Below are 19399 nucleotides of genomic sequence, written 5' to 3'. Positions count from 1 at the left end.
GAGCGTGGCCAGGGGGTCGGCGGTCGATGGAAATCCAGCGGCGTACGGGCGGTGCCCGGACGAGGCGCGGGGCGGCCGCCGTGGCGGGCGGGCTGCTGGCCGGGCTGATGGCGACCACGACGATGGCGACCGTGACCGGCTGTTCCTCCCAGACGGTCGCCGACGAGCGCCCCGGCGGCGAATCGCGCGCCGCCGCGGTCGCCGCGCTGCACCGCGCCGCCGATGTGCTGGTCCGGTCGGGCAGTTCGCGGGTCCGTACGACGATGGAGACGGCGACGGGCGGCACACGCGTGTCGATCCGGGGCAGCGGCGCGTACGACTTCGTCAGGCGGATGGGGCGGCTGCGGCTGGTGCTGCCGAGGGACGCGATGGGGGCCGCCGAGCATGAGCCGATCACCGAACTGCTGGCCTCGGGCGCGCTGTTCATGCGGAACCGGGGCGCGGGCATTCCGCCGGACAAGTGGGTCCGGGTGGACACGGCCGGCATCCCGGACGGGAATCTGGTCACCGGCGGGGCGACCGATCCGCTGGCCGCCGCCGAGCTGCTGCGCGGGGCGCGGGGCGTGAGCCTGGTGGGTGAGGAGGGGCTGGGCGGGACGGTGGTGCGGCACTACCGCGGGACGACGGACATCGGGCGGGCCGCACGGGTCGCGTCGCCCGGGGTGCGGGGCCCGTTGGCGGCCGCCGCGCGGGGGTTCACGGAGCACGCGGTGCCCTTCGACGCCTATCTCGACCGGCAGGGGCGGCTGCGCGAGGTGCGGCACCACTTCACCGTGACCAGCGAGGCCAGCGGCCAGGACGGTCAGTCGGGTCGGGGCAGTCAGTCGGGTCGGGGCGGTCAGCCCCGGCAGGGCGACGGAACCGGAACCGGAACCGGAGGCGGAACAGCGAGCGGAGGCGGGGGCGGCGCTGGGCGACCGGGGCAGGGCGGCCGCGCCGCCCGGGGTGGCCCGGGGCACCCGAGCACCCCTGGCCCCCAGGGCGTACGCCGCACGCTGGGGGTGGCCTCCACCATCGAGCTGTACGACTTCGGCGCGCCGGCCGTCGTGAGGCTCCCCAAGACATCGGATATCTATACAGGAAGGGTTGGATCCCCCCAGACCTAGCCAGCGCATGCCGTTCAGCCCCGTGAAATGGTCCATCCGTGCCATGCGCGGAGTGTGTACCGATCCCTACGCTGGGAAGCCGCTGCTCGGAAGTGCTCGCAGATGCTCGCAGGAGGAGGTGAAACACGTGGTTGCGCGTCGCGGCCCGTCGAGCCCGGACCCCGTGGCCCTCGTCGAGATCGATCTCTACGGTGAGTTGATGATCGCTGCGTCGAGCGCGGACGAGGAAAGGCTCAGTCCGGACCGTATCGACGAGGTGCTCCAGGTGGCGGAGGACCGATCAAATCCAGCCGAGGGCGACGGTGAGGGCGCCCGGTCGTAGGGCCCAGCAGGTGGCGTCGTCAGGTCCGCAGCAGGCGGGCGATGGCGGCGGTGGCCTCGGCGACCTTGGTGTCGCTCTCTTCACCGCCCTTGACGGCGGCCGCCGCCACGCAGTGGCGCAGATGCTCCTCCAGGAGCTGCAGCGCGAAGGACTGGAGCGCTTTGGTGCTCGCGGAGACCTGGGTGAGTATGTCGATGCAGTAGACGTCCTCCTCGACCATGCGCTGCAGGCCCCGGATCTGGCCCTCGATGCGGCGCAGTCGCTTGAGGTGCTGGTCCTTCTGCTTGGCGTAGCCATGGCCGATGTGCTCGGGGGGAGCGGCCTCCGGCTCGGTGAGGGGCGCCTCCGCCCCGGGCTCGGACGCCTGGCTCCGCTCCTCGCCCTCGGCGGGGGCGGTGCTGTCGGCTGCCGTGGTTGTCATGGCGTCCTCCCGTTGTTCGTGCTATGTCCGCATATACCCCAGCTGGGTATAGGGTACCGGGTCTGCCTGGTTGGACCGGGTCCCTGTGATAAGCACTCTGCCCTATGGGTCACACTGGGGAACGCCGGTTACCGTGGCCGGATGATGCGCCTAGCATCAACGAGACAGACCCCGATGCATTCCGAGGATCCCCAGTGCGCTTTCGTCTGACCCCCAGGGAGACGAGCTTCTACGACATGTTCGCGGCTTCCGCGGACAACATCGTTACCGGCTCGAAGCTCCTGATGGAACTGCTCGGGGCGGACTCCTCCGCTCGTACCGAGATCTCCGAACGCATGCGGGCCGCGGAGCACGCGGGGGACGACGCGACACACGCGATCTTCCACCAGCTGAACTCCTCCTTCATCACGCCGTTCGACCGCGAGGACATCTATACCCTCGCCTCCTCCCTCGACGACATCATGGACTTCATGGAGGAGGCCGTCGACCTGGTCGTCCTCTACCAGATAGAGGAGCTGCCCAAGGGGGTCGAGCAGCAGATCGAGGTGTTGGCGCGGGCCGCGGAGCTGACCGCCGAGGCGATGCCGAACCTGCGCACCATGACGAACCTCACCGAGTACTGGATCGAGGTCAACCGTCTCGAGAACCAGGCGGACCAGATCCACCGCAAGCTCCTCGCGCACCTGTTCAACGGCAAGTACGACGCCATCGAGGTGCTCAAGCTCAAGCAGATCGTGGATGTGCTCGAGGAGGCGGCCGACGCCTTCGAACACGTGGCCAATACGGTCGAGACAATCGCCGTCAAGGAGTCCTGAGCCTCGGCATGGACACCTTCGCGCTTGTCGTGACCATTGCGGTCGCGCTCTTCTTCACGTACACCAACGGCTTCCATGACTCGGCGAACGCCATCGCCACCTCCGTCTCGACCCGGGCGCTGACCCCGCGGGCGGCGCTCGCGATGGCCGCGGTGATGAATCTCGCGGGCGCCTTCCTGGGCAGCGGGGTCGCCAAGACCGTCAGCAAGGGCCTGATCGCCACCCCCACCGGCGGCCAAGGCATGATGATCTTGTTTGCCGCGCTGGTGGGGGCGATCACCTGGAACATGGTGACCTGGTACTTCGGCCTCCCGTCATCCTCCTCGCACGCCCTGTTCGGCGGCCTGGTGGGCGCGGCCCTCGCCGGGTCCAGCACCGTCCACTGGGGCGGGGTGGTGGAGAAGGTCGTCATTCCGATGTTCCTCTCGCCCATCGTGGGCCTGGTGCTGGGCTACTTCGTCATGGTGGCCATCCTGTGGATGTTCCGGAACGCCAACCCGCACAAGGCGAAGCGCGGCTTCCGCATAGCCCAGACCGTCTCCGCGGCGGCCATGGCGCTCGGCCACGGTCTGCAGGACGCCCAGAAGACCATGGGTGTCGTGGTGATGGCCCTGGTCATCGCGGGAGTGGAGGACGAGGGCGACGCGATCCCGGTGTGGGTGAAGATCGCCTGCGCCGCGATGCTCTCGCTCGGTACGTACGCGGGCGGCTGGCGCATCATGCGTACGCTGGGCCGGCGGATCATCGAGCTGGACCCGCCGCAGGGGTTCGCGGCGGAGACCACGGCGGCTTCGGTCATGTACAGCGCGTCGTTCATGTTCCAGGCGCCGATCTCGACCACCCATGTCATCACCTCGGCGATCATGGGCGTCGGTGCGACCAAGCGCGTGAACGCGGTGCGCTGGGGTGTGGCGAAGAACATCATCCTCGGCTGGTTCATCACCATGCCCGCGGCGGCCGGTGTCGCCGCGCTCAGCTACTGGATCGTCAACCTGGCCTTCGGCTGACGGCCGGACGCACGCGCCATAGAAACGCACCGCACAACGCGGCGGGCCCGCCCCCTGAGTGATCTGGGGGCGGGCCCTTCGTCCTGTGGTGGCACCGCCATGCAGCACCACAGGACGTTCCTCCCCCGCCGCCGGCGTGCCGACGGCGGGACAGAGGCGGTGCGTCAGCCGAAGCGGCCCGAGATGTAGTCCTCGGTCGCCTGGACGGACGGGTTGGAGAAGATCCGCTCGGTCTCGTCGATTTCGACGAGCTTGCCCGGCTGGCCGACGCCCGCCAGGTTGAAGAAGGCCGTGCGGTCCGAGACGCGCGCCGCCTGCTGCATGTTGTGCGTCACGATGACGATCGTGAAGCGCTCCTTCAGCTCACCGATCAGGTCCTCGATGGCGAGTGTGGAGATCGGGTCGAGCGCCGAGCACGGCTCGTCCATCAGCAGCACCTGCGGCTCCACCGCGATGGCGCGCGCGATGCACAGCCGCTGCTGCTGGCCGCCGGACAGGCCCGCGCCCGGCTTGTTCAGCCGGTCCTTGACCTCGTTCCACAGGTTGGCGCCCTTGAGGGACTTCTCGACGATGTCTCCCAGCTCGCTCTTCTTGTACGAGCCGTTCAGCTTCAGCCCCGCCGCGACGTTCTCGAAGATCGACATGGTGGGGAAGGGGTTCGGGCGCTGGAAGACCATGCCGACCGTACGCCGCACGGACACCGGGTCGACGCCCGTGCCGTACAGGTTCTCGTCGTCCAGCATCACCTTGCCCTCGACCCGGCCACCCGGGGTGACCTCGTGCATCCGGTTCAGGGTGCGCAGGAAGGTGGACTTGCCGCAGCCGGACGGGCCGATGAAGGCCGTCACCGAGCGAGGTTCGACGGTCATCGAGATGTCCTCGATGGCCTTGTGGCTGCCGTAGTAGGCGGTGAGGCCGCTGACGTCGATGCGCTTGGCCATGTGAATCACTTCTCTTCTTCGTGGCGTGGCCTCAGCGGCCGGTCTTCGGGGCCTTCCAGCGGGCGATGCCGCGGGCGAGCAGGTTGAGGATCATGACGAAGGCGATCAGGACGAGCGCCGCCGCCCAGGCCCGGTTGTACGAGGCGTCGTTACCGAGTTGCCACTGCTCGTACACGTAGTACGGGAGCGAGGACTGCGCGCCTTCGAAGGGGTTGTTGTTGATCCCCTGGGCACCGAACACCAGCAGCACGATCGGGGCCGACTCACCGGCGATACGGGCGACCGCGAGCATGACGCCTGTGATGATGCCGCCGATCGCGGTGGGCAGCACCACCTTGAGGATGGTGCGCCACTTGGGCACGCCCAGTGCGAGGGAGGCCTCGCGCAGCTCGTTCGGGACGAGCTTGAGCATCTCCTCCGTCGAGCGGACGACGATCGGCATCATCAGGATGGCCAGGGCCATCGCGCCTGCGAAGCCGGAGTAGTCGAAGTCCAGAATGATGATCCAGAAGGTGAGGATGAACAGACCGGCGACGATGGAGGGGACGCCGGTCATGACGTCCACGAAGAAGGTCACGGCCTTGGCGAGGCCGCCGCGTCCGTATTCCACCAGGTAGACAGCGGTCAGCAGGCCGATGGGGGCCGCGATGGCGGTGGCGATGCCGACCTGCTCCAGGGTGCCGATGATCGCGTGGTACGCGCCGCCGCCGGGGAGGATCGTCTGCACGCCCTCCATGGAGTGGCCGAGGAAGTAGCCGTCGAGGACCGTGCTGCCCCGGTCGATGGTCTCCCAGATCAGCGAGACCAGCGGGATCACGGCGAGCAGGAAGCAGACCCAGATCATGCTGGTGGCCAGCCGGTCCTTGGCCTGGCGGGAGCCCTCGACCTTGGCGGTCAGGGCGAAGGAGAGCGCGACGAACAGCACCGCGGCGATCAGGCCCCACTGGACCTCGCTGTTCAGATCGCCGGCCACGCCGATGCCGCAGCCCAGGCCGGCCGAGAGCACCGCCAGGCTGATCGGGGCCCACTTGGGCAGCCGGGGCTGCCGCAGGGCGGGACGCGACGCGTCCCCCGCCACCTCGCTCTTGTCGATCACTGCGTTACTCATGCCGCGGCTCCCGAGTACTCCTTGCGGCGGGCGATGATCAGCCGCGCGGCGCCGTTCACCAGCAGGGTGATGACGAACAGCACCAGACCGGAGGCGATCAGCGCGTCACGCGCGGGGCCGTCGGCCTCCTTGAAGTGGCTGGCGATGTTCTGGGCGAAGGTGCCGCCGCCCGGATCCAGCAGGCTGGCGTTGATCAGGTAGCTGGGGGACAGCACGGTGGCCACGGCCATCGTCTCGCCCAGCGCGCGGCCCAGGCCCAGCATGGAGGCGCTGATGATGCCGGAGCGGCCGAAGGGGAGGACCGACATCCGGATGACTTCCCAGCGGGTCGCGCCGAGCGCGAGCGCGGCCTCCTCGTGCATCTGCGGGACCTGGCGGAAGACCTCGCGGCTGACGCTGGTGACGATCGGGATGATCATGATCGCCAGCAGGATGCCGATGGTGAACAGGGAGCGCGGGGCGCCGTCGTTGTACTCGAAGATCTTGGTCCAGCCCAGGTAGTCGTCGAGCCACTTGTACAGGCCGGTCAGGTGCGGGACCAGGAAGAGCGCCCCCCACAGGCCGTAGACGATGCTGGGGACCGCCGCGAGCAGGTCGACGACGTAGGCGACCGGGGTGGCCAGCCGGCGCGGCGCGTAGTGCGTGATGAACAGCGCGATGCCGACCGCGATCGGGACCGCGATCAGCATCGCGATGATCGAGCTGACGACCGTGCCGTAGGCGAGGACGGCGATGCCGAAGACCATCGGGCGGCTGGTGGTGTTCCACTCGAAGGTGGTCAGGAAGTTGCCGTGGTCTTCGGAGATGGCGGAGACGGCGCGTACGGTGAGGAAGACCGCGATGGCGGCCATGATCACCAGCAACAGGACTCCGGAGCCCCGGGAGAGGCCGAGGAAGATCTTGTCGCCGAAGCGGCCGGTGTTGCGGGACCTGGCCTGGGCCGGCGGTTCTGTGGGGGATGTGGGTTCTATGTCCGTTTCCATGAGTTCTCCGGTCTGCGGAGCCGGTGGGGTGTGGCTCCTTGCGCGGCGGTGCACCGGACGGTGCGGCCGGCTCCGTGTCGTCGGAGCCGGCCGCACTCAGATCAGGAGAGGCTCGCGACGCTCTCGCGGACCTTCGTGGCGATCTCGGTCGGCAGCGGGGCGTAGCCGAGGTCCTTCAGGGAGGCCTGGCCGTCCTCGCTCGAGGCGTAGGTCAGGAACGACTTGGTGGCGGCGAGGGTGTCGGACTTGTTGCCCTTGTCACAGGCGATCTCGTACGTCACCAGCGTAATCGGGTACGCGCCCTCCGCCTTGGTGTCGTACGCCAGGTCGAGGGCGAGGTCCTTGCCGGTGCCCTTGACCTTGGCCGCGGCGATGGCCTTGGAAGCGTTGTCGACGGTGGCCTGGACCGGGGCGGAGGCGCCGGTGTTCAGGTCCACGGTCTTGATGCTGCTGGCGGTCGCGTACGACAGCTCGAAGTAGGAGATCGCGCCGGAGACCTGCTTCACCTGCGAGGAGACGCCGGAGGAGCCGTCCGCGGCCTGGCCGCCCTTGCCCTCCCAGGCCTTGCCCGGCTCGTGCGGCCACGCCGAGGGGGCGGCGGCCTTGAGGTACTTGGTGAAGTTGTCCGTGGTGCCGGAGTCGTCCGAGCGGTGGAAGGCCTGGATCTTGAGGCTCGGCAGGCTGACGCCCTTGTTGAGCTTCTTGATCGCCTCGTCGTTCCAGTTCGTGATCTTCGAGTCGAAGATCAGGGCGAGGGTCTTGGCGTCCAGCGTCAGCTTGTCCACGCCGGGGACGTTGAAGCCGACAGCGATCGGGCCGCCGACCATCGGCAGGTTGATGCCCTGGCCGCCGCCCGTGCACATCTTCTTGGAGGAGGCGACCTCTTCGGGCTTGAGCGCCGAGTCGGAGCCCGCGAAGGCGGTCTTGCCCTGCAGCCACTCCTGGATGCCCGCGCCGGAGCCGGTGGCCTTGTAGTTGATCTTGACGTCCTTGCAGGCGGCGCCGTAGTTCTTGACCCACAGGTCCATGGCGTTCTTCTGGGCGGACGACCCGGACGCCAGCAGCTGCCCCTTGCCCTCGCACTTGATGTTGCTGGAGGCCTTGGTGCCGCCGCCACCGCTCGAGGAACCGCTGTTGTCGTCGGAGCCGCAGGCGGTGAGGACCAGGGCGCCGGAGACGGCAAGGGCACCGGCGGCAATGGCGCGAAGCCGGTTGTTGCGCTGAAGCTTCACTTTCGGGTGTTCCTTCCAGGAGCCGCCGGTGGGGACGGCGCACGAAGACGTAGGTGAGGCGCGTTTCTGGTTCTGCTCAGATGCGCGTCGGTCACGCCAAGGGCGCGGCCAGCACTCTGTAGGGCCGAAATTAGGCAGATCAGGTGAAGCAGCTGAAGGGCGTGGGTGAACGGGGGGTGAACCTCGGCCGTCAGGGTGGTGGCCCAGGGAGGCTCTGATTCCGGTTGGGTGGGGGTGACAGCGGAGTCGATCGGCGCGTGACTCTGTCGGATTGCGGTACGGCATGTCACTATCCGTCCCTACGTACCGGTAAGTCAGCTCTGGCACGCGGGTTAAGCGACGGCTCGTGGAGGTCCGCAGGTGATGAGGAAGCGGAAGGTGGGGCGGGACGGCAGGCGAGGGGGCGCGGGCGTCGCCGCGGCCACCGCGTTCGTCTGTGCTGTGGGAATGTCGGCGGGGCCGCAGCGGGCGCAGGCCGCACCGCGCGAGCCCACGCCCGGGGCGGGGACGGGGGCGGAGTCGGGATCGGGGCCGGGAGGGACCGCGGGCGCGGCCTCCGGGGGCGGCGGCAGGCTGCAAGAGGTGCACAAGAAGGTGGAGAGCCTCTACCGCAAGGCCGAGGCGGCCACCGACGCGTACAACCTGGCGCGCGAGAAACAGGCCCGCCAGGAGAAGCGGATCGTGAAGATCGCGCAGGCCGTGGTGAAGGCACAGAAGCGGATGGCGGGTCTGCGGAAGCGGGCCGGGGCGGTGGCCCGGGCCCAGTACCGCAACGGCGGAATTCCGCCAGAGGCGCAGCTGCTCCTCGGCGACGACCCGGAGGGGTTCCTCGACGACGTCACTCTGGCGCGCAAGGGCCAGCAGGCGACCCGGGGCCTGATGAACCAGCTGGAGAAGACGCAGGCCACGCTCGACCGCTATGCGAAGGCGGCCACCCGGGAGTGGGAGCGGCTCGACTCCAGCCGCGCGAAGAAGGCCGCGGCGCGCAAGGAGATCCGGGCGAAGCTCACCCGGGCCAGGCAGTTGGAGTCCCGGCTGCGGGCGAAGGAGCGGGAGCGGCTGCGGCAGCTGGAGGAGGAGCAGCAGCGCCGGGCGCAGACGACCTGGCTGGGCTCCGGGATACTGCGGAAGGTCGGAGGAAAGGGCACCTCGCAGGGGCGGCGGGCGGTCGACTTCGCGACGGCGCAGCTCGGCAAGGACTACGTGTGGGGTGCGGAGGGCCCCGACACCTACGACTGCTCGGGGTTGACCCAGAAGGCCTGGGCCGCGAGCGGCCGCTCGATCCCGCGCACCTCGCAGGAGCAGTGGCGGCAGCTGCCGAAGGTGAGCGTCGAGCGGATGCGGCCGGGAGACCTGATCATCTATTTCAAGGACGCGAGCCATGTGGGCATGTACGTAGGGGACGGCGCGATCGTCCATGCGCCACGCCCGGGGCGGCAGATCACGGTCGCCGGGGCGGGCTCGATGCCGATCCTCGGTGTCGTACGCCCGGATGGGGGTTGAGGGCGTCTGTCGAGGCCGGGGCTTGAGGCGGGGGCGAGACTGAGTCCGCGGCCGGGGCTGAGCCCGCGGCCGGGCCGGGGCCGGGCGGCTATTCGGTCATTTCGCCCCGCGTGGGCGTGATGTTTGTCATCCCGCCGTCGGGCCTCGGCGCGTCAAGTCCCGTTCAGGCTTTGGCATATGACAAAAGTGGCCGTCCGAAGGTCATTCCGCTGGGGCCTGCCCTAGCGCTATGGTCGCCTCTCAGTGTCCGGCGCTGGGTCGTGCAAACGGCCGTGGAGCGCCGCGCTCTCGGGGGGAGGGAAGGAATCGAGCGATGTCCGTACCCGCGACCGGGCAGCTGGAGGCGCCGGCCACCGAGGCCCTGCCCGCCGCGCCGCCCGACAACGGGCTCACCCTGCTGGTGATCGGGGAAGACCCCGCCGGCTCCTTCACCGTCCCCGAATTGCTGGACACCGAGGGGAACCGGGTCCGCATCCGCATGGCCCGCAATCTCACCGAGGCCGAGCGGCTGCTCACCGATGACGTCCAGTGCATCCTGCTCGACCTGGCCCTGCCCGGCCCCGGCAAGAAGGCGGAGGACGAGCTCGACGCCCTGCGCGCGGTGCTGCGGCTCGCGCCCGCCCACGCGGTCCTCGTACTGACCGCCGTGGAGGACGGGGAGCGCGCCGCCGAGGCCGTACGGGTCGGCGCCCAGGACTTCCTCTTCCGCGACGAGCTGGACGGGCGGCTGCTCAGCCGCGCCATCCGCTACGCCGTCGAGCGCAAACGCTCCGACCTCGCCCAGCGCCAGCTGACCGAGTCCCGGCTGCGCGCCCAGGAGAACGCCCGGCTGGAGCGCGGGCTGCTGCCCACCCCGCTGCTGCAGGGCTCGGGCCTGCGCTTCGCCGCCCGCTACCGGCCCGGCCGCAGCCGCGCCCTGCTGGGCGGCGACTTCTACGACACGGTCCGCACCCCGGACGGCACGGTGCACGCGATGATCGGGGACGTCTGCGGCCACGGCCCCGACGAGGCCGCCCTCGGCGTCGAGCTGCGCATCGCCTGGCGCGCCCTGACCTTCGCCGGGCTCTGTGGCGACCAGCTGCTCGGCACCCTGCAGCAGGTCCTGGAGAACGAGCGCGCCGACGAGGAGATCTTCGCCACCCTGTGCACCGTCGACATCGCGCCGGACGGGCGGCGGGCCGGGGTGTGCCTGGCCGGCCACCCCGCACCCCTGGCGGTACGTCCCGGGCGCGCGCCCCGGCTGCTGCCCGCCGACGACAACGGCCCGGCGCTCGGCCTGCTGCCGGGAGCCCGCTGGCCGCGCCGGGAGATCGAGCTCGGCGGCTCCTGGAGCCTGATGATGTACACCGACGGGCTCATCGAGGGGCGCGTCGGAAAGGGCGTGCAGCGGCTCGGCCAGGAGGGGATGGTCGAGATCGTGGCCCGCGGGCTGACGGCGGGGCTCCGCGGCGAGGAGCTGCTGGACAACACCGTCACCGAGGTGCGGGCGCTCAACGGCGGGGAGCTGACGGACGACCTGGCCGTGCTGCTCCTCGACCGCGGCTGACATACCCCCGGGCAGACCGCTCGCGCGCGGCGCCCCGCCTGTGTGGCTCGGGGCGTCCCCCCGCGCCCCCCCCGCGTCGCCTAGCGGCCGTTGAAGGGCCCGTACGGGCCGTCGGAGCTGGAGCCACGGCCGCGCGGCCAGTTGCGGCCGCCAGAGATCTGCCGGAGCGCGGGCCGCACATCGACGATGTACACGATGGTCGCGATGAGCCCGATGATCGGCAGGAAGTCGAAGATGCCCATGAAGAAGTTCACCGCGACGGCGATCCCCAGGAAGATGAGCCAAAAGGGCTTGCTCTGCTTGTTCGCGGCCCGGTAGGCGTCCTCGCGGCGGATCGCGGCGTCGATGAAGGCGAACAGGCTGAACAGGAGCAGCCCCCAGGAGACCCAGTACAACAATCGGTTGAACTCTTGGACCAGCACGCCGTCCACCGCCTAGACCGCCTAGAAGATATGTATGGGAAGCGTTCCATCGGCCACCGTACCCGCTGCCAGGGCCGGGCACGCAGCGCGTACCCGGCCCTTGGTGTGCTCTCCGGGCGGCCGCCCGTCTCTCAGCCCTGGGGCTTCGGCGGCGTCTTCTTCGCGCCGGGGGCGGGAGCGGGGGCCGGCTTGCGGGCCGGGGCCTTCTTGGCGGCGGCGGAGGGCGCCGGCTTGGCCGCGTTCTTCGTCGCGTCCTTGGACGAGTCGCCCGAGACCGGGACCGGCTCATCCTTGGGCTCGATGGCGCTGGCCACCTCGACCATCTCGTCGGCCGCCTCGCCGCGCCAGGTCTTCACGACCTCCTGGCCGTGCTCGGCCACCTCGTCGTACCGCTCCCGCGCCTTGACGGCCAGCTCGGCCGCGCGGCCCACGCCCTGGAGCGCCAGGTCCTGCGCCGTGTCGCGGAGCTTCTTCAGGTCGGTGTCGAGCGTGCCCAGCAGCTCGGTGAGCTTCTCCTGGGCCTCCTTCGCCTGCTGGGTGACCCGGTCCTGGACGGCCTTCGGGTCGGTGTTCCGTACGGCTTGGAAGCGCTCGGGGGCCTCGGCGACGATCTTCTCGACCAGCGACGGCACCTCCTTGAGCTTCTGGGCGGCGAGGTCGGCCGTGCCCGCCACGAAGTACAGGGGGGTCGGGTCGGTGAGCGTCTTACGCACATCGTCGGTGATGGCCATGCTGATGGTCCTCCCGGATCAAATCGAGGGTTCGGCGTCGTGGTCGGCGCTGCCGGTGGGGGTGCCCGAGGGGGTGTCGCCCGCGGCGGGGCCGGGTGCGTTCTCCTTGCGGAACGACTCGTAGATCTGCAGCAGCACCTGCTTCTGCCGCTCGTTGATCGACGGGTCGGCCAGTATCACACTGCGCGTCTCCGACTCGTCCCGGTCCCGCTCATCGAGAATCCCGGCCTGCACATAGAGGGTCTCGGCGGATATCCGCAGCGCCTTCGCGAGCTGCTGCAGGATCTCCGCGCTCGGCTTGCGCAGCCCGCGCTCGATCTGGCTCAGATACGGATTGGACACCCCGGCAGCGTCGGCGAGCTGGCGCAGCGAGAGCTGCGCGCTGCGTCTCTGCTCCCGCAGAAACTCGCCGAGAGTGCCGACGTTCAGTGATGCCATGCCCCCATGCTGCCGCATGAGTGCTAACTATTGCAAGCATTTGCTTGCAGTCGTGCCGGGAGCCGCGCCGGGGGCGGATCGGCGGCTGGATGTTCATCGCCCCCGGAATTGGGGGTGGCCGCCAGCGAGTAACGCCTGCTAGGACCGCGTCGCCCTCCCGCACTCGTCCCCAGAGGACTCGCCCCGCCCGACCGGCGTGCTGCGGTCGTACGGGTCGACCTCCGTGCCGGCCTCGTCCGCCTGGCGGTCCGTGCCGAAGGGCGGGATGAAGTAGCCCGTGGGGGCGCCGCAGCCGCCGTTGGTCATGTCGTACTTGTACGAGACGATCGAGAACGTGCCCGGCTCGGTGATCACCTTGTCAGGGTCGTCCCAGCTCAGGACCAGCTCGCGTCGGACGATCGTGCGCACGATCTCGTCGTCGCCGCCCGCGTCCGCGGGGGTGACCGGGTAGACGAAGGTGACGTCGGCGGTCACCTGGAGCGCGCCGCGCTCGCCCTCCCGGTAGGTGAGCCGGCCCCGGGTCTTCACGACGTCGCCGACCAGGTGGGTGCGGGAGGGCTGGAAGCGGCTGAAGAGGAGGAGGGGGTCGTTCTTCTCGCTCGGGGTTCGGAAAGCGGTTTTCAGAAGGTCTTGGACGTCCTTCTGGTGCGGGTTGATCAGTGCAATCGCCTTCTCCGGGCGCTCGCCCCGCAGCACCCGGCGGTCCAGGCCGGACGCGACGAGGAAGTCTCGGCTGCGGGCGAGGGCCCGCTCGACCTCGGCCGCGCTCATCCAGCCGACCGCCCCGGCCTTCGGCACGGTGATCCCCGCCGCTCCGCTCGCCCAGCTCGCCGCCGGCGAGCCGCGGAACGGCTCCTCCGCGGTGGGGCGCTGGGCCGCCTCCGCCGGGGGTGCCTGGGTCGGGCGGGCGGTCTCGGCCGCCGGCGGCGGGGAGTCAGCGCCGGCGAACAGGTCCACTATCGGCCCCGGCGCGAGCGCCACCACCAGCAGCGCCAGTGAGGCCAGCAGCCCGACCACGTACCAGCCCGTGCGCCGCTTGGGCCGCGCGGGCGTGTAGCTGCGCCAGCCCTCCGGGCCGCGGCCGGGCTCCGCGCGCAGCCGCTTCGCCACGTCGCGGGCCCGCGCCGACGGCTCCTTGGGCGCGTCGGCGGCACCCGCCACCGACTCGCGCAGAAACCGCTCCCACTCCTCGTCGGACCTGGACGAGCCGTCCGGCTCCGTACCCGCGCCCATCCCCAACCCCCTGGCAATCAGTAGACCGCGACCCACTCCCCTGGGACGCGTCCGCATAATGACACGGAGCGCTGACAGCGAGGTCGGCTGGGCGGACGGTGTGGGGACCTGGCCACATGTCCATGGCGGGCGGCACGCCGGTGCGCTGGTTCTCCCGGCGGCGCCACACGATCACTTTCAAGCGTGGCCAGCGGCCCGGTCTCCGAACCTCACCGTGCCGGGAGCCTGTGACTCGTCACGCTAGGTGTCGGGTCGGTGGGCTGTCTGTCGTGTGAGCTTGGCGTAGGTGCGACTAGGTGAGACAGATGACTCTGCCGTGCCCGTGCCCGCGGCCCGCACAGCGCTAGTGTCGGGTCCCATGATCGTATGGCTCAACGGCACCCACGGCGCAGGCAAGACGACGACCAGTGCACTCGTGCAGCAGCTGATCCCGGATTCACGGGTGTTCGACGCCGAGAAGGTTGGCGAGACGCTCATGGACATCACGCCAGGGCTGCCCGGGACGGACAACTTCCAGCACTGGCCGCCGTGGCGGCCGCTCGTGGTCGAGACCGCCCGCCGCGTACTCGACTACACCGGCGGCACTCTGGTGATGCCCATGACTGTCCTGGTCGAGGAGTACTGGCGCGAGATCAGCACGGGCCTCGCCCAGCATGCCATTCCGGTACGGCACTTCGTCCTTCACGCTGACCAAGACACCCTCCGCAAACGCATCGAGGGGGACCATCCCATCCCCTCCCCGTTCCGTCTCAAATACCTGGAGCCCTACGCCGAGGCGGCCCGCACGTGGCTACACGGCGAGGCCGAGGTCGTCGACACCACGCACCTCACGCCCGCCCAGGCCGCCCTGCAGATCGCAGAGGCCGTCAAGAATTGAGATCCGCCCCCCACGCGAACCGACCGGGAGCAGAGCGGCAGCGGGTCACCTGGCGAGTTCGGCCGGCTTGTCCAGCCGCGTCAGCTTCCGCGGGTTGCGCACCACGTAGATCCGGGTGACCCGCCCGTTCTCCACTGCGAGGCTCACCGCGTTCGGCTCGCCGTCGAACTCGATCCGGCCCGCGGGAGCGCCGTTGAGCCATACGGTCGTCGTCTCGAGCGCGGTCACCACCCGGTTCGCGCGCGCGAGCAACGGCGCCACGAGCTCCGCTCCGTGGATCGGAGCCAGAGCGGCGGCCACCAGTCCGCCGCCATCGGCGATCAGAACCACGTCCGGCGCCATGATCTCCATCAGCTCCTGCAACTGCCCGGTTCGCAACGCGACCAGGAATCGCTCCACCACGGCCTGCTGCTCCGACCGGCTCACCCGCGCCCGCGGCCGTCGAGCCGCCACATGCTCGCGTGCCCGCCGCGCGATCTGCCGCACCGTGGCGGCGGACTTGCCCGTCGCCTCGGCGATCTCGCCGTACGGCAACTCGAAGACCTCGCGGAGCACGAACACCGCCCGCTCGGTGGGCCCGAGCGTCTCCAGCACGGTCAGCATCGCGATCGAGACGCTCTCCGCGAGTTCGATGTCCTCGGCGACATCAGGGCTGGTCAGCAGCGGTTCCGGCAGCCATTCGCCGACGTATTCCTCACGGCTGCGCGACAATGCGCGCAGGCGGTTGAGCGCTTGTCGGGTGACGGTCCGGACGAGGTACGCCCGCGGGTCACGCACCTGTGAGTGGTCGACGTCGGCCCACCGCAGCCAGGACTCCTGCAGCACGTCCTCCGCGTCGGCCGCCGACCCGAGCATCTCGTAGGCGACGGTGAACAGCAGGCTGCGGTGGGTGACGAAGGGGTCCTCGGTCATGCCGTCGACTCTGCGCCGGACTTCTCGGGACGCTTGGCCAGCGGGATCTCGCAGGCATCGGAGAAGCCCTGCGAGGTGACCCCGTTCGCCACGTTGGCCCTGGTCGCCAGGTTGACGAAGGCGATGTACGCCGTGAGCTCGATCATCGCGGCCGGGCCGAGCCGCTCCAGCAGACCCGCGTACTGCTCGTCGGTGACCGTCGGCGGCGTGTTCGTCATCGCCTCGGCGTACTCCATCACGTCCCGCTCCAGCGGCGTGAACACCTCCGCCTCCCGCCAGCGCGGCACCTGGCTCGCCTTGGCCAGGTCCAGGTCCTGGTTCTGCGCCTGGAAGTAGCCGACGTCGAGGCACCAGCTGCAGCCGACCTGGGCCGCGACGGCCATGTGCGCGAACGACTTGAGGCTCGCGTCGGCCGCGTCCCACGCGCCCACCTTGCCGCCGAACGCCAGGTTGTCCTGGGCGACCGTGGGGCTGTGCCACACCACCTCGACGTTCTCGGGCACAGCACCGAGCTGCTTGATCATGTTCTCCTTGAGCTCGGCGGGGAGCTCGGCCTTCGGGACGCGGAGCGCCATGGTGTTCTCCTTGTGCGGTTGCCTGTTGGGCGGGTGTCCGGTGCCTGTTCGGCTGTTCGGCATGAAGACACCGCCGGGCCCGCGAATGTGACAACCGCCGTCTGCCTGATCTTGCTCAGCCACGCCTCGAGGGTCAGCAGCTCCGGGTACCGCTCGCGGAGCGCGGCGATCTCGGCCCGGTATCCCTTCTCGTTGAACCAGTCGAACATGTTCGCCGCCTCCTCGGCCTCGGCCCGCAGCTCCTCGATGGGCTTGCGCTCGAAGCGAGTCGGGATGCCGTCGACCTTGGTGAACACCTCGGCGATCTGCCACACGGTCAGCTCGTCGCCGGCGATCTCGATCTTCTTGCCGAGGAACTCGGCCGGTTTGTCGAACGCGTCCGCCGCGATCCGGCCGATGTCGACCAGAGCGATCATCTGCAGCGAGGTGTCCGCGTCCAGCGCGATCGAACCAACCCGCGCACCGTTCTCCGCCTTTGGCACCATGTACGGCCAGTTCTCCATGAAGAACACCGGCCGCAGCACCGTCGCGGGCACGCCGATGGCGTCGATGTGCGCCTCGATCTCCGCCTTGGTCTCGAAGTGCGCGACGCCGGACGTGCGCTCGGGGCCGCCAACGGAGCTGTAGACCAGGTGCGCGACGCCCGCGGCTTTGGCCGCGTCGGCGACGTTCTTGCCCTGCCGTACCTCGACTCCGGGGCGTGGGTCGGCCAAGTCGGCGGGCTGCACGCTGAAGACGCCGTGCACGCCCTGCGCTGCCGCGCGCAGCGCCTTTGGGTCGTCGAGGTCGCCGGTGACCAGTTCCGCGCCGAGCGCCTTGAGGTCCTTGGCCCCCTGCTTGTCCGGGTCACGGACGAGGGCGCGCACCGCCCAGCCGTTGTCGAGCAGCCTGCGGGCAACGGCGCCGCCCTGGCCGCCCGTCGCGCCCGTGACCAGGGCTGCCTTCTTGTTCGACACTGCGAGGTCCTTCCAGTGATGTCAGTCGCGTGAGCGGGTGGGGGCGGGAAGCTGTCCCGCGACGATCGCGGCGAGCGAGAACCCGAACCCCACGAGTTGGATCGGGCCGAGTGTCTGGCCGAGCACGATGGCGCCGAGAACGGCGGCGACCAGCGGTGAGAGCAGGCCGAGAACCGCGACGGAGGTGACAGGCAAGGCGGTGATGCCCTGGAACCACAGGACGTAGGTGATCAGCCCGCCGACCAGGCCCAGCCAGAGGTAGCCGAGGGCGGCGGTCGCGTCGATCGCGGGGGGTGGTCCCTCGACGAGGAAGGTGATGGGCACCAGGAAGAGACCTCCTGCGGTGAGTTGCCAGCCGGCGAAAGCGGTGGGGGTCACCTCGGCGGGGCGTCCCCAGCGTTTGGTGAGGGTCACGCCGAGTGCCATCGTGGCCGCGCCGGCAAGGCCCGCCACGATCCCGACGGTGTCGAGTGCAGCGTTCGGCCCGATCACCACCAGGCCGACGCCGACGACGCCCGTCACACCCCAGAAAAGACGCCAGACGGAAAGGCGCTCGTGGAGCACGGTGATGGCCAAGACGGCGACGATGAGGGGCTGGGCCGCCGCCAAGGTGGCGGCCACGCCTCCCGGCAGGCGTTCGGCCGCGATGAACAGCAGCGGGAGGAACAGCCCGATGTTCAGCACGCCGAGCGCCGCGGCCTTCCCCCACCAGGCTCCGCGCGGCAGCGTCCGGGTGACCGCCAGCGCGATCAGGCCGGCGGGCAGCGCGCGCAGGAGTCCCGCGAACAGGGGGTGTCCCGGCGGGAGGAGCTCGGTGGTGACGACATAGGTCGTGCCCCACACCGCGGGAGCGAGCGCCGTCAGGGCGGTGCGAGACAGGTTTCCACGAGGCGGATTTTCACGGGACGGATGTCCACGCGGCGGTTTTCCGGGAGACAGATTTCCGAGCGGCGGTTTTCCACGGGGAACACCGTTGCCGGCTCCATCGGAGACTCCCTGTGCTGTTGAACTTGTCATGCTCGCAGTCTCACCCGGCGACGATCAATGAGTCCAAGACATGCTTTTCACTTCATCGATCTCGATACAAGATAGATCCATGGAGCTCCAGCAGCTGCGCTACGTCATCGCCGTTGCCGAGACGAACAGCTTCACCCGGGCCGCCGAACGATGTCTGGTCGTCCAGTCCGCCCTCAGCCACCAAATCGCCCGCCTGGAACGGGAGCTGGGCGCGAGACTCTTCGAGCGCACCAGCCGCCGGGTGCGGCTGACACCGGCCGGTGCGGCGTTCCTCCCCGCCGCCCGCCAGTGTCTGGACGCGGCCGAGCGCGCGGCCGCCGAGGTCGCCGCGGCTGTCGGAGAGGTACGCGGACGGCTCGCCGTGGGCCTGATCCCCACCGTCGCCGCGGTCGATATCCCGGGCGCGCTGCGTGAGTTCCGCGAGCGGTATCCGCATGTGCGCATCGGCCTGCGCGTGGGCGCGAGCGAGGACCTCGTCGAGCAGGTCAAGCAGGGAGCCATCGACGTGGCTTTCCTCGGGCTGCCGACCACGGCGCGTCCTCAAGGTGTCGCCGCCCATGAGCTCGCCCGCGACCGACTCGTCGCCGTGGTCGCGCCGGACCATCCACTCGCCGGCGAACCAGCGGTCAGCCTTCGCAGGCTTTCTTCCGAGGAGTTCGTGGACCTTCCGGCCGGGACAGCCGGACGTGCCCAGTCCGACCAGGCCTTCTCGGCCGCTGGTCTCAGCCGCGACGTCGCCTTCGAAGTGAGCACCGCGGACTTCATGGCTCGACTGGTCGGGCAGGGCCTCGCCATCGCCATGCTCCCCTCCGCCTATGTGCCCCAGCTCACCGGCGTCACCACCATCGAGGTCACGGACGCGCCCGCCCGCGTCGAATACGTCATCTGGAGCCCCGCCGGCCGCCCACCCGCGGCGACCGCCTTCCTCGCCATCCTTGACATCCCCGCCGTGAGTGGCACGGACTGAAGCGTCGCTAATCGGCTTGGGTTTCCTTGGTGATCCCGGGTGTCCGGGACCGCTGCGGAGGGTGACTCGGCCGTCCCCGGATGGGAGTGGTGTGGGCATGGCGGTGGAAGCCTGCCCCGAGTCTGGCCCCGTCCGGCCGGTGTGGCTGTTGGGGGGTGCCGATCGCGTTCGGTCCCTGCTGCCTTCTGCGCTCCTGGCTGGGGCGTGTCGGGTGCGTGGGGGTCCGCCCCGCCGGACGCTTGCCACCCGGCGCTCGGCCGGGTGGGGCGGGGACCCTGCGCCGCTTC

At 69.9% G+C, this 19399-nt stretch carries 20 protein-coding genes and 1 pseudogene; 8 read left to right on the top strand and 13 right to left on the bottom strand.

Annotated elements, in window-relative coordinates; all coding sequences use genetic code 11:
• Positions 1-26: 26 nt before the first annotated feature.
• Together PV419_RS51110 and PV419_RS51105 are read left to right on the top strand one after the other, a co-directional pair.
• A pseudogene (locus tag PV419_RS51110) lies at positions 27-794 on the top strand (hypothetical protein); the annotation flags it as partial.
• Positions 795-1224: 430 nt separating this feature from the next.
• The gene (locus PV419_RS51105) at positions 1225-1428 is read left to right on the top strand and encodes a hypothetical protein (RefSeq protein ID WP_415925562.1); all 204 of its coding nucleotides are present in this window, start codon (positions 1225-1227) and stop codon (positions 1426-1428) included.
• Positions 1429-1447: 19 nt separating this feature from the next.
• On the opposite strand, the gene PV419_RS51100 is transcribed toward PV419_RS51105, so the two are convergent.
• On the bottom strand, positions 1448-1849 hold the full coding sequence (locus tag PV419_RS51100; RefSeq protein ID WP_319700938.1) for a metal-sensitive transcriptional regulator: 402 nt from the start codon (positions 1847-1849) through the stop codon (positions 1448-1450).
• A 194-nt stretch (positions 1850-2043) separates the two neighbouring features.
• Between PV419_RS51100 and PV419_RS51095 the strand changes: the two genes are divergently transcribed.
• Positions 2044-2664 (top strand): DUF47 domain-containing protein, encoded by a 621-nt coding sequence (locus PV419_RS51095; protein WP_319700937.1) that lies wholly within the window; start codon positions 2044-2046, stop codon positions 2662-2664.
• An 8-nt stretch (positions 2665-2672) separates the two neighbouring features.
• Positions 2673-3671, top strand: a complete 999-nt coding sequence (locus PV419_RS51090; RefSeq protein WP_319700936.1) for an inorganic phosphate transporter — start codon at positions 2673-2675, stop codon at positions 3669-3671.
• Between the two features lie 164 nt (positions 3672-3835).
• Here the strand turns inward: PV419_RS51090 and pstB are convergent, their stop codons facing one another.
• The 4 genes from pstB to pstS form a co-directional block, all read right to left on the bottom strand.
• Positions 3836-4612: a phosphate ABC transporter ATP-binding protein PstB gene (gene pstB, locus PV419_RS51085; RefSeq protein WP_319700935.1), complete on the bottom strand. Its 777-nt coding sequence runs from the start codon at positions 4610-4612 to the stop codon at positions 3836-3838.
• A gap of 31 nt (positions 4613-4643) precedes the next feature.
• On the bottom strand, positions 4644-5720 hold the full coding sequence (gene pstA / locus PV419_RS51080) for a phosphate ABC transporter permease PstA (protein ID WP_319700934.1): 1077 nt from the start codon (positions 5718-5720) through the stop codon (positions 4644-4646).
• Positions 5717-6703 (bottom strand): phosphate ABC transporter permease subunit PstC, encoded by a 987-nt coding sequence (gene pstC, locus PV419_RS51075; protein ID WP_319700933.1) that lies wholly within the window; start codon positions 6701-6703, stop codon positions 5717-5719. Before pstC ends, pstA begins: the two co-directional genes overlap by 4 nt.
• Positions 6704-6804: 101 nt before the next feature.
• The gene (gene pstS, locus PV419_RS51070) at positions 6805-7935 is read right to left on the bottom strand and encodes a phosphate ABC transporter substrate-binding protein PstS (protein ID WP_319700932.1); all 1131 of its coding nucleotides are present in this window, start codon (positions 7933-7935) and stop codon (positions 6805-6807) included.
• A 363-nt stretch (positions 7936-8298) separates the two neighbouring features.
• On the opposite strand from pstS, the gene PV419_RS51065 reads away from it, so the two are divergent.
• Positions 8299-9438, top strand: a complete 1140-nt coding sequence (locus tag PV419_RS51065; RefSeq protein WP_319700931.1) for an NlpC/P60 family protein — start codon at positions 8299-8301, stop codon at positions 9436-9438.
• 313 nt (positions 9439-9751) lie between these two features.
• The gene (locus PV419_RS51060) at positions 9752-10984 is read left to right on the top strand and encodes a fused response regulator/phosphatase (protein WP_319700930.1); all 1233 of its coding nucleotides are present in this window, start codon (positions 9752-9754) and stop codon (positions 10982-10984) included.
• A gap of 80 nt (positions 10985-11064) precedes the next feature.
• Here the strand turns inward: PV419_RS51060 and PV419_RS51055 are convergent, their stop codons facing one another.
• The 4 genes from PV419_RS51055 to PV419_RS51040 form a co-directional block, all read right to left on the bottom strand.
• Positions 11065-11406 carry a DUF2516 family protein gene (locus PV419_RS51055; RefSeq protein ID WP_319700929.1) on the bottom strand — a complete coding sequence of 114 codons (342 nt, stop codon included), beginning with the start codon at positions 11404-11406 and terminating at the stop codon, positions 11065-11067.
• 131 nt (positions 11407-11537) lie between these two features.
• Positions 11538-12137, bottom strand: coding sequence for a hypothetical protein (locus PV419_RS51050; protein ID WP_319700928.1), 600 nt, complete (start codon positions 12135-12137; stop codon positions 11538-11540).
• Between the two features lie 18 nt (positions 12138-12155).
• A complete protein-coding gene (locus PV419_RS51045) occupies positions 12156-12575 on the bottom strand; it encodes a helix-turn-helix domain-containing protein (protein ID WP_319700927.1) in 420 nt (139 codons plus the stop codon).
• A gap of 138 nt (positions 12576-12713) precedes the next feature.
• Positions 12714-13808, bottom strand: coding sequence for a hypothetical protein (locus PV419_RS51040; protein ID WP_319700926.1), 1095 nt, complete (start codon positions 13806-13808; stop codon positions 12714-12716).
• 358 nt (positions 13809-14166) lie between these two features.
• Here PV419_RS51040 and PV419_RS51035 point away from each other — a divergent pair, with 358 nt between their 5' ends.
• On the top strand, positions 14167-14685 hold the full coding sequence (locus tag PV419_RS51035; RefSeq protein WP_319700925.1) for an ATP-binding protein: 519 nt from the start codon (positions 14167-14169) through the stop codon (positions 14683-14685).
• Between the two features lie 45 nt (positions 14686-14730).
• On the opposite strand, the gene PV419_RS51030 is transcribed toward PV419_RS51035, so the two are convergent.
• Genes PV419_RS51030 through PV419_RS51015 form a run of 4 tightly spaced genes read right to left on the bottom strand, consistent with a single transcriptional unit; the run spans position 14731 to position 17971 of the window.
• Positions 14731-15597, bottom strand: a complete 867-nt coding sequence (locus tag PV419_RS51030; RefSeq protein WP_319700924.1) for an RNA polymerase sigma-70 factor — start codon at positions 15595-15597, stop codon at positions 14731-14733.
• Positions 15594-16172, bottom strand: a complete 579-nt coding sequence (locus PV419_RS51025; protein WP_319700923.1) for a carboxymuconolactone decarboxylase family protein — start codon at positions 16170-16172, stop codon at positions 15594-15596. Before PV419_RS51025 ends, PV419_RS51030 begins: the two co-directional genes overlap by 4 nt.
• The gene (locus PV419_RS51020) at positions 16118-17128 is read right to left on the bottom strand and encodes an NmrA/HSCARG family protein (RefSeq protein WP_319700922.1); all 1011 of its coding nucleotides are present in this window, start codon (positions 17126-17128) and stop codon (positions 16118-16120) included. The genes PV419_RS51025 and PV419_RS51020 overlap by 55 nt, the downstream gene beginning before the upstream one ends.
• 21 nt (positions 17129-17149) lie before the next feature.
• Positions 17150-17971 carry an EamA family transporter gene (locus PV419_RS51015; protein WP_415925561.1) on the bottom strand — a complete coding sequence of 274 codons (822 nt, stop codon included), beginning with the start codon at positions 17969-17971 and terminating at the stop codon, positions 17150-17152.
• A gap of 253 nt (positions 17972-18224) precedes the next feature.
• Here PV419_RS51015 and PV419_RS51010 point away from each other — a divergent pair, with 253 nt between their 5' ends.
• Entirely contained in the window at positions 18225-19112 is an 888-nt protein-coding gene (locus tag PV419_RS51010) for a LysR family transcriptional regulator (RefSeq protein WP_319700921.1), read from the top strand.
• Positions 19113-19399: the final 287 nt, after the last annotated feature.

Source organism: Streptomyces sp. ME19-01-6 (assembly GCF_033793745.1).
GTDB lineage: Bacteria > Actinomycetota > Actinomycetes > Streptomycetales > Streptomycetaceae > Streptomyces.
Note: the sequence above shows the minus strand (reverse complement) of the source record. Positions and strands in the feature narration are given on the sequence as shown.

Bases quoted from the DNA above. Each gene is read 5' to 3' on its own strand.
- PV419_RS51065 (WP_319700931.1), top strand. From the start codon at position 8,299: ATGAGGAAGCGGAAGGTGGGGCGGGACGGCAGGCGAGGGGGCGCGGGC.
- pstA (WP_319700934.1), bottom strand. From the start codon at position 5,720: ATGAGTAACGCAGTGATCGACAAGAGCGAGGTGGCGGGGGACGCGTCG.
- PV419_RS51035 (WP_319700925.1), top strand. From the start codon at position 14,167: ATGATCGTATGGCTCAACGGCACCCACGGCGCAGGCAAGACGACGACC.
- PV419_RS51090 (WP_319700936.1), top strand. From the start codon at position 2,673: ATGGACACCTTCGCGCTTGTCGTGACCATTGCGGTCGCGCTCTTCTTC.
- pstB (WP_319700935.1), bottom strand. From the start codon at position 4,612: ATGGCCAAGCGCATCGACGTCAGCGGCCTCACCGCCTACTACGGCAGC.
- PV419_RS51040 (WP_319700926.1), bottom strand. From the start codon at position 13,808: ATGGGCGCGGGTACGGAGCCGGACGGCTCGTCCAGGTCCGACGAGGAG.
- PV419_RS51050 (WP_319700928.1), bottom strand. From the start codon at position 12,137: ATGGCCATCACCGACGATGTGCGTAAGACGCTCACCGACCCGACCCCC.
- PV419_RS51100 (WP_319700938.1), bottom strand. From the start codon at position 1,849: ATGACAACCACGGCAGCCGACAGCACCGCCCCCGCCGAGGGCGAGGAG.
- PV419_RS51045 (WP_319700927.1), bottom strand. From the start codon at position 12,575: ATGGCATCACTGAACGTCGGCACTCTCGGCGAGTTTCTGCGGGAGCAG.
- PV419_RS51025 (WP_319700923.1), bottom strand. From the start codon at position 16,172: ATGGCGCTCCGCGTCCCGAAGGCCGAGCTCCCCGCCGAGCTCAAGGAG.
- PV419_RS51060 (WP_319700930.1), top strand. From the start codon at position 9,752: ATGTCCGTACCCGCGACCGGGCAGCTGGAGGCGCCGGCCACCGAGGCC.
- PV419_RS51010 (WP_319700921.1), top strand. From the start codon at position 18,225: ATGGAGCTCCAGCAGCTGCGCTACGTCATCGCCGTTGCCGAGACGAAC.
- pstC (WP_319700933.1), bottom strand. From the start codon at position 6,703: ATGGAAACGGACATAGAACCCACATCCCCCACAGAACCGCCGGCCCAG.
- PV419_RS51030 (WP_319700924.1), bottom strand. From the start codon at position 15,597: ATGACCGAGGACCCCTTCGTCACCCACCGCAGCCTGCTGTTCACCGTC.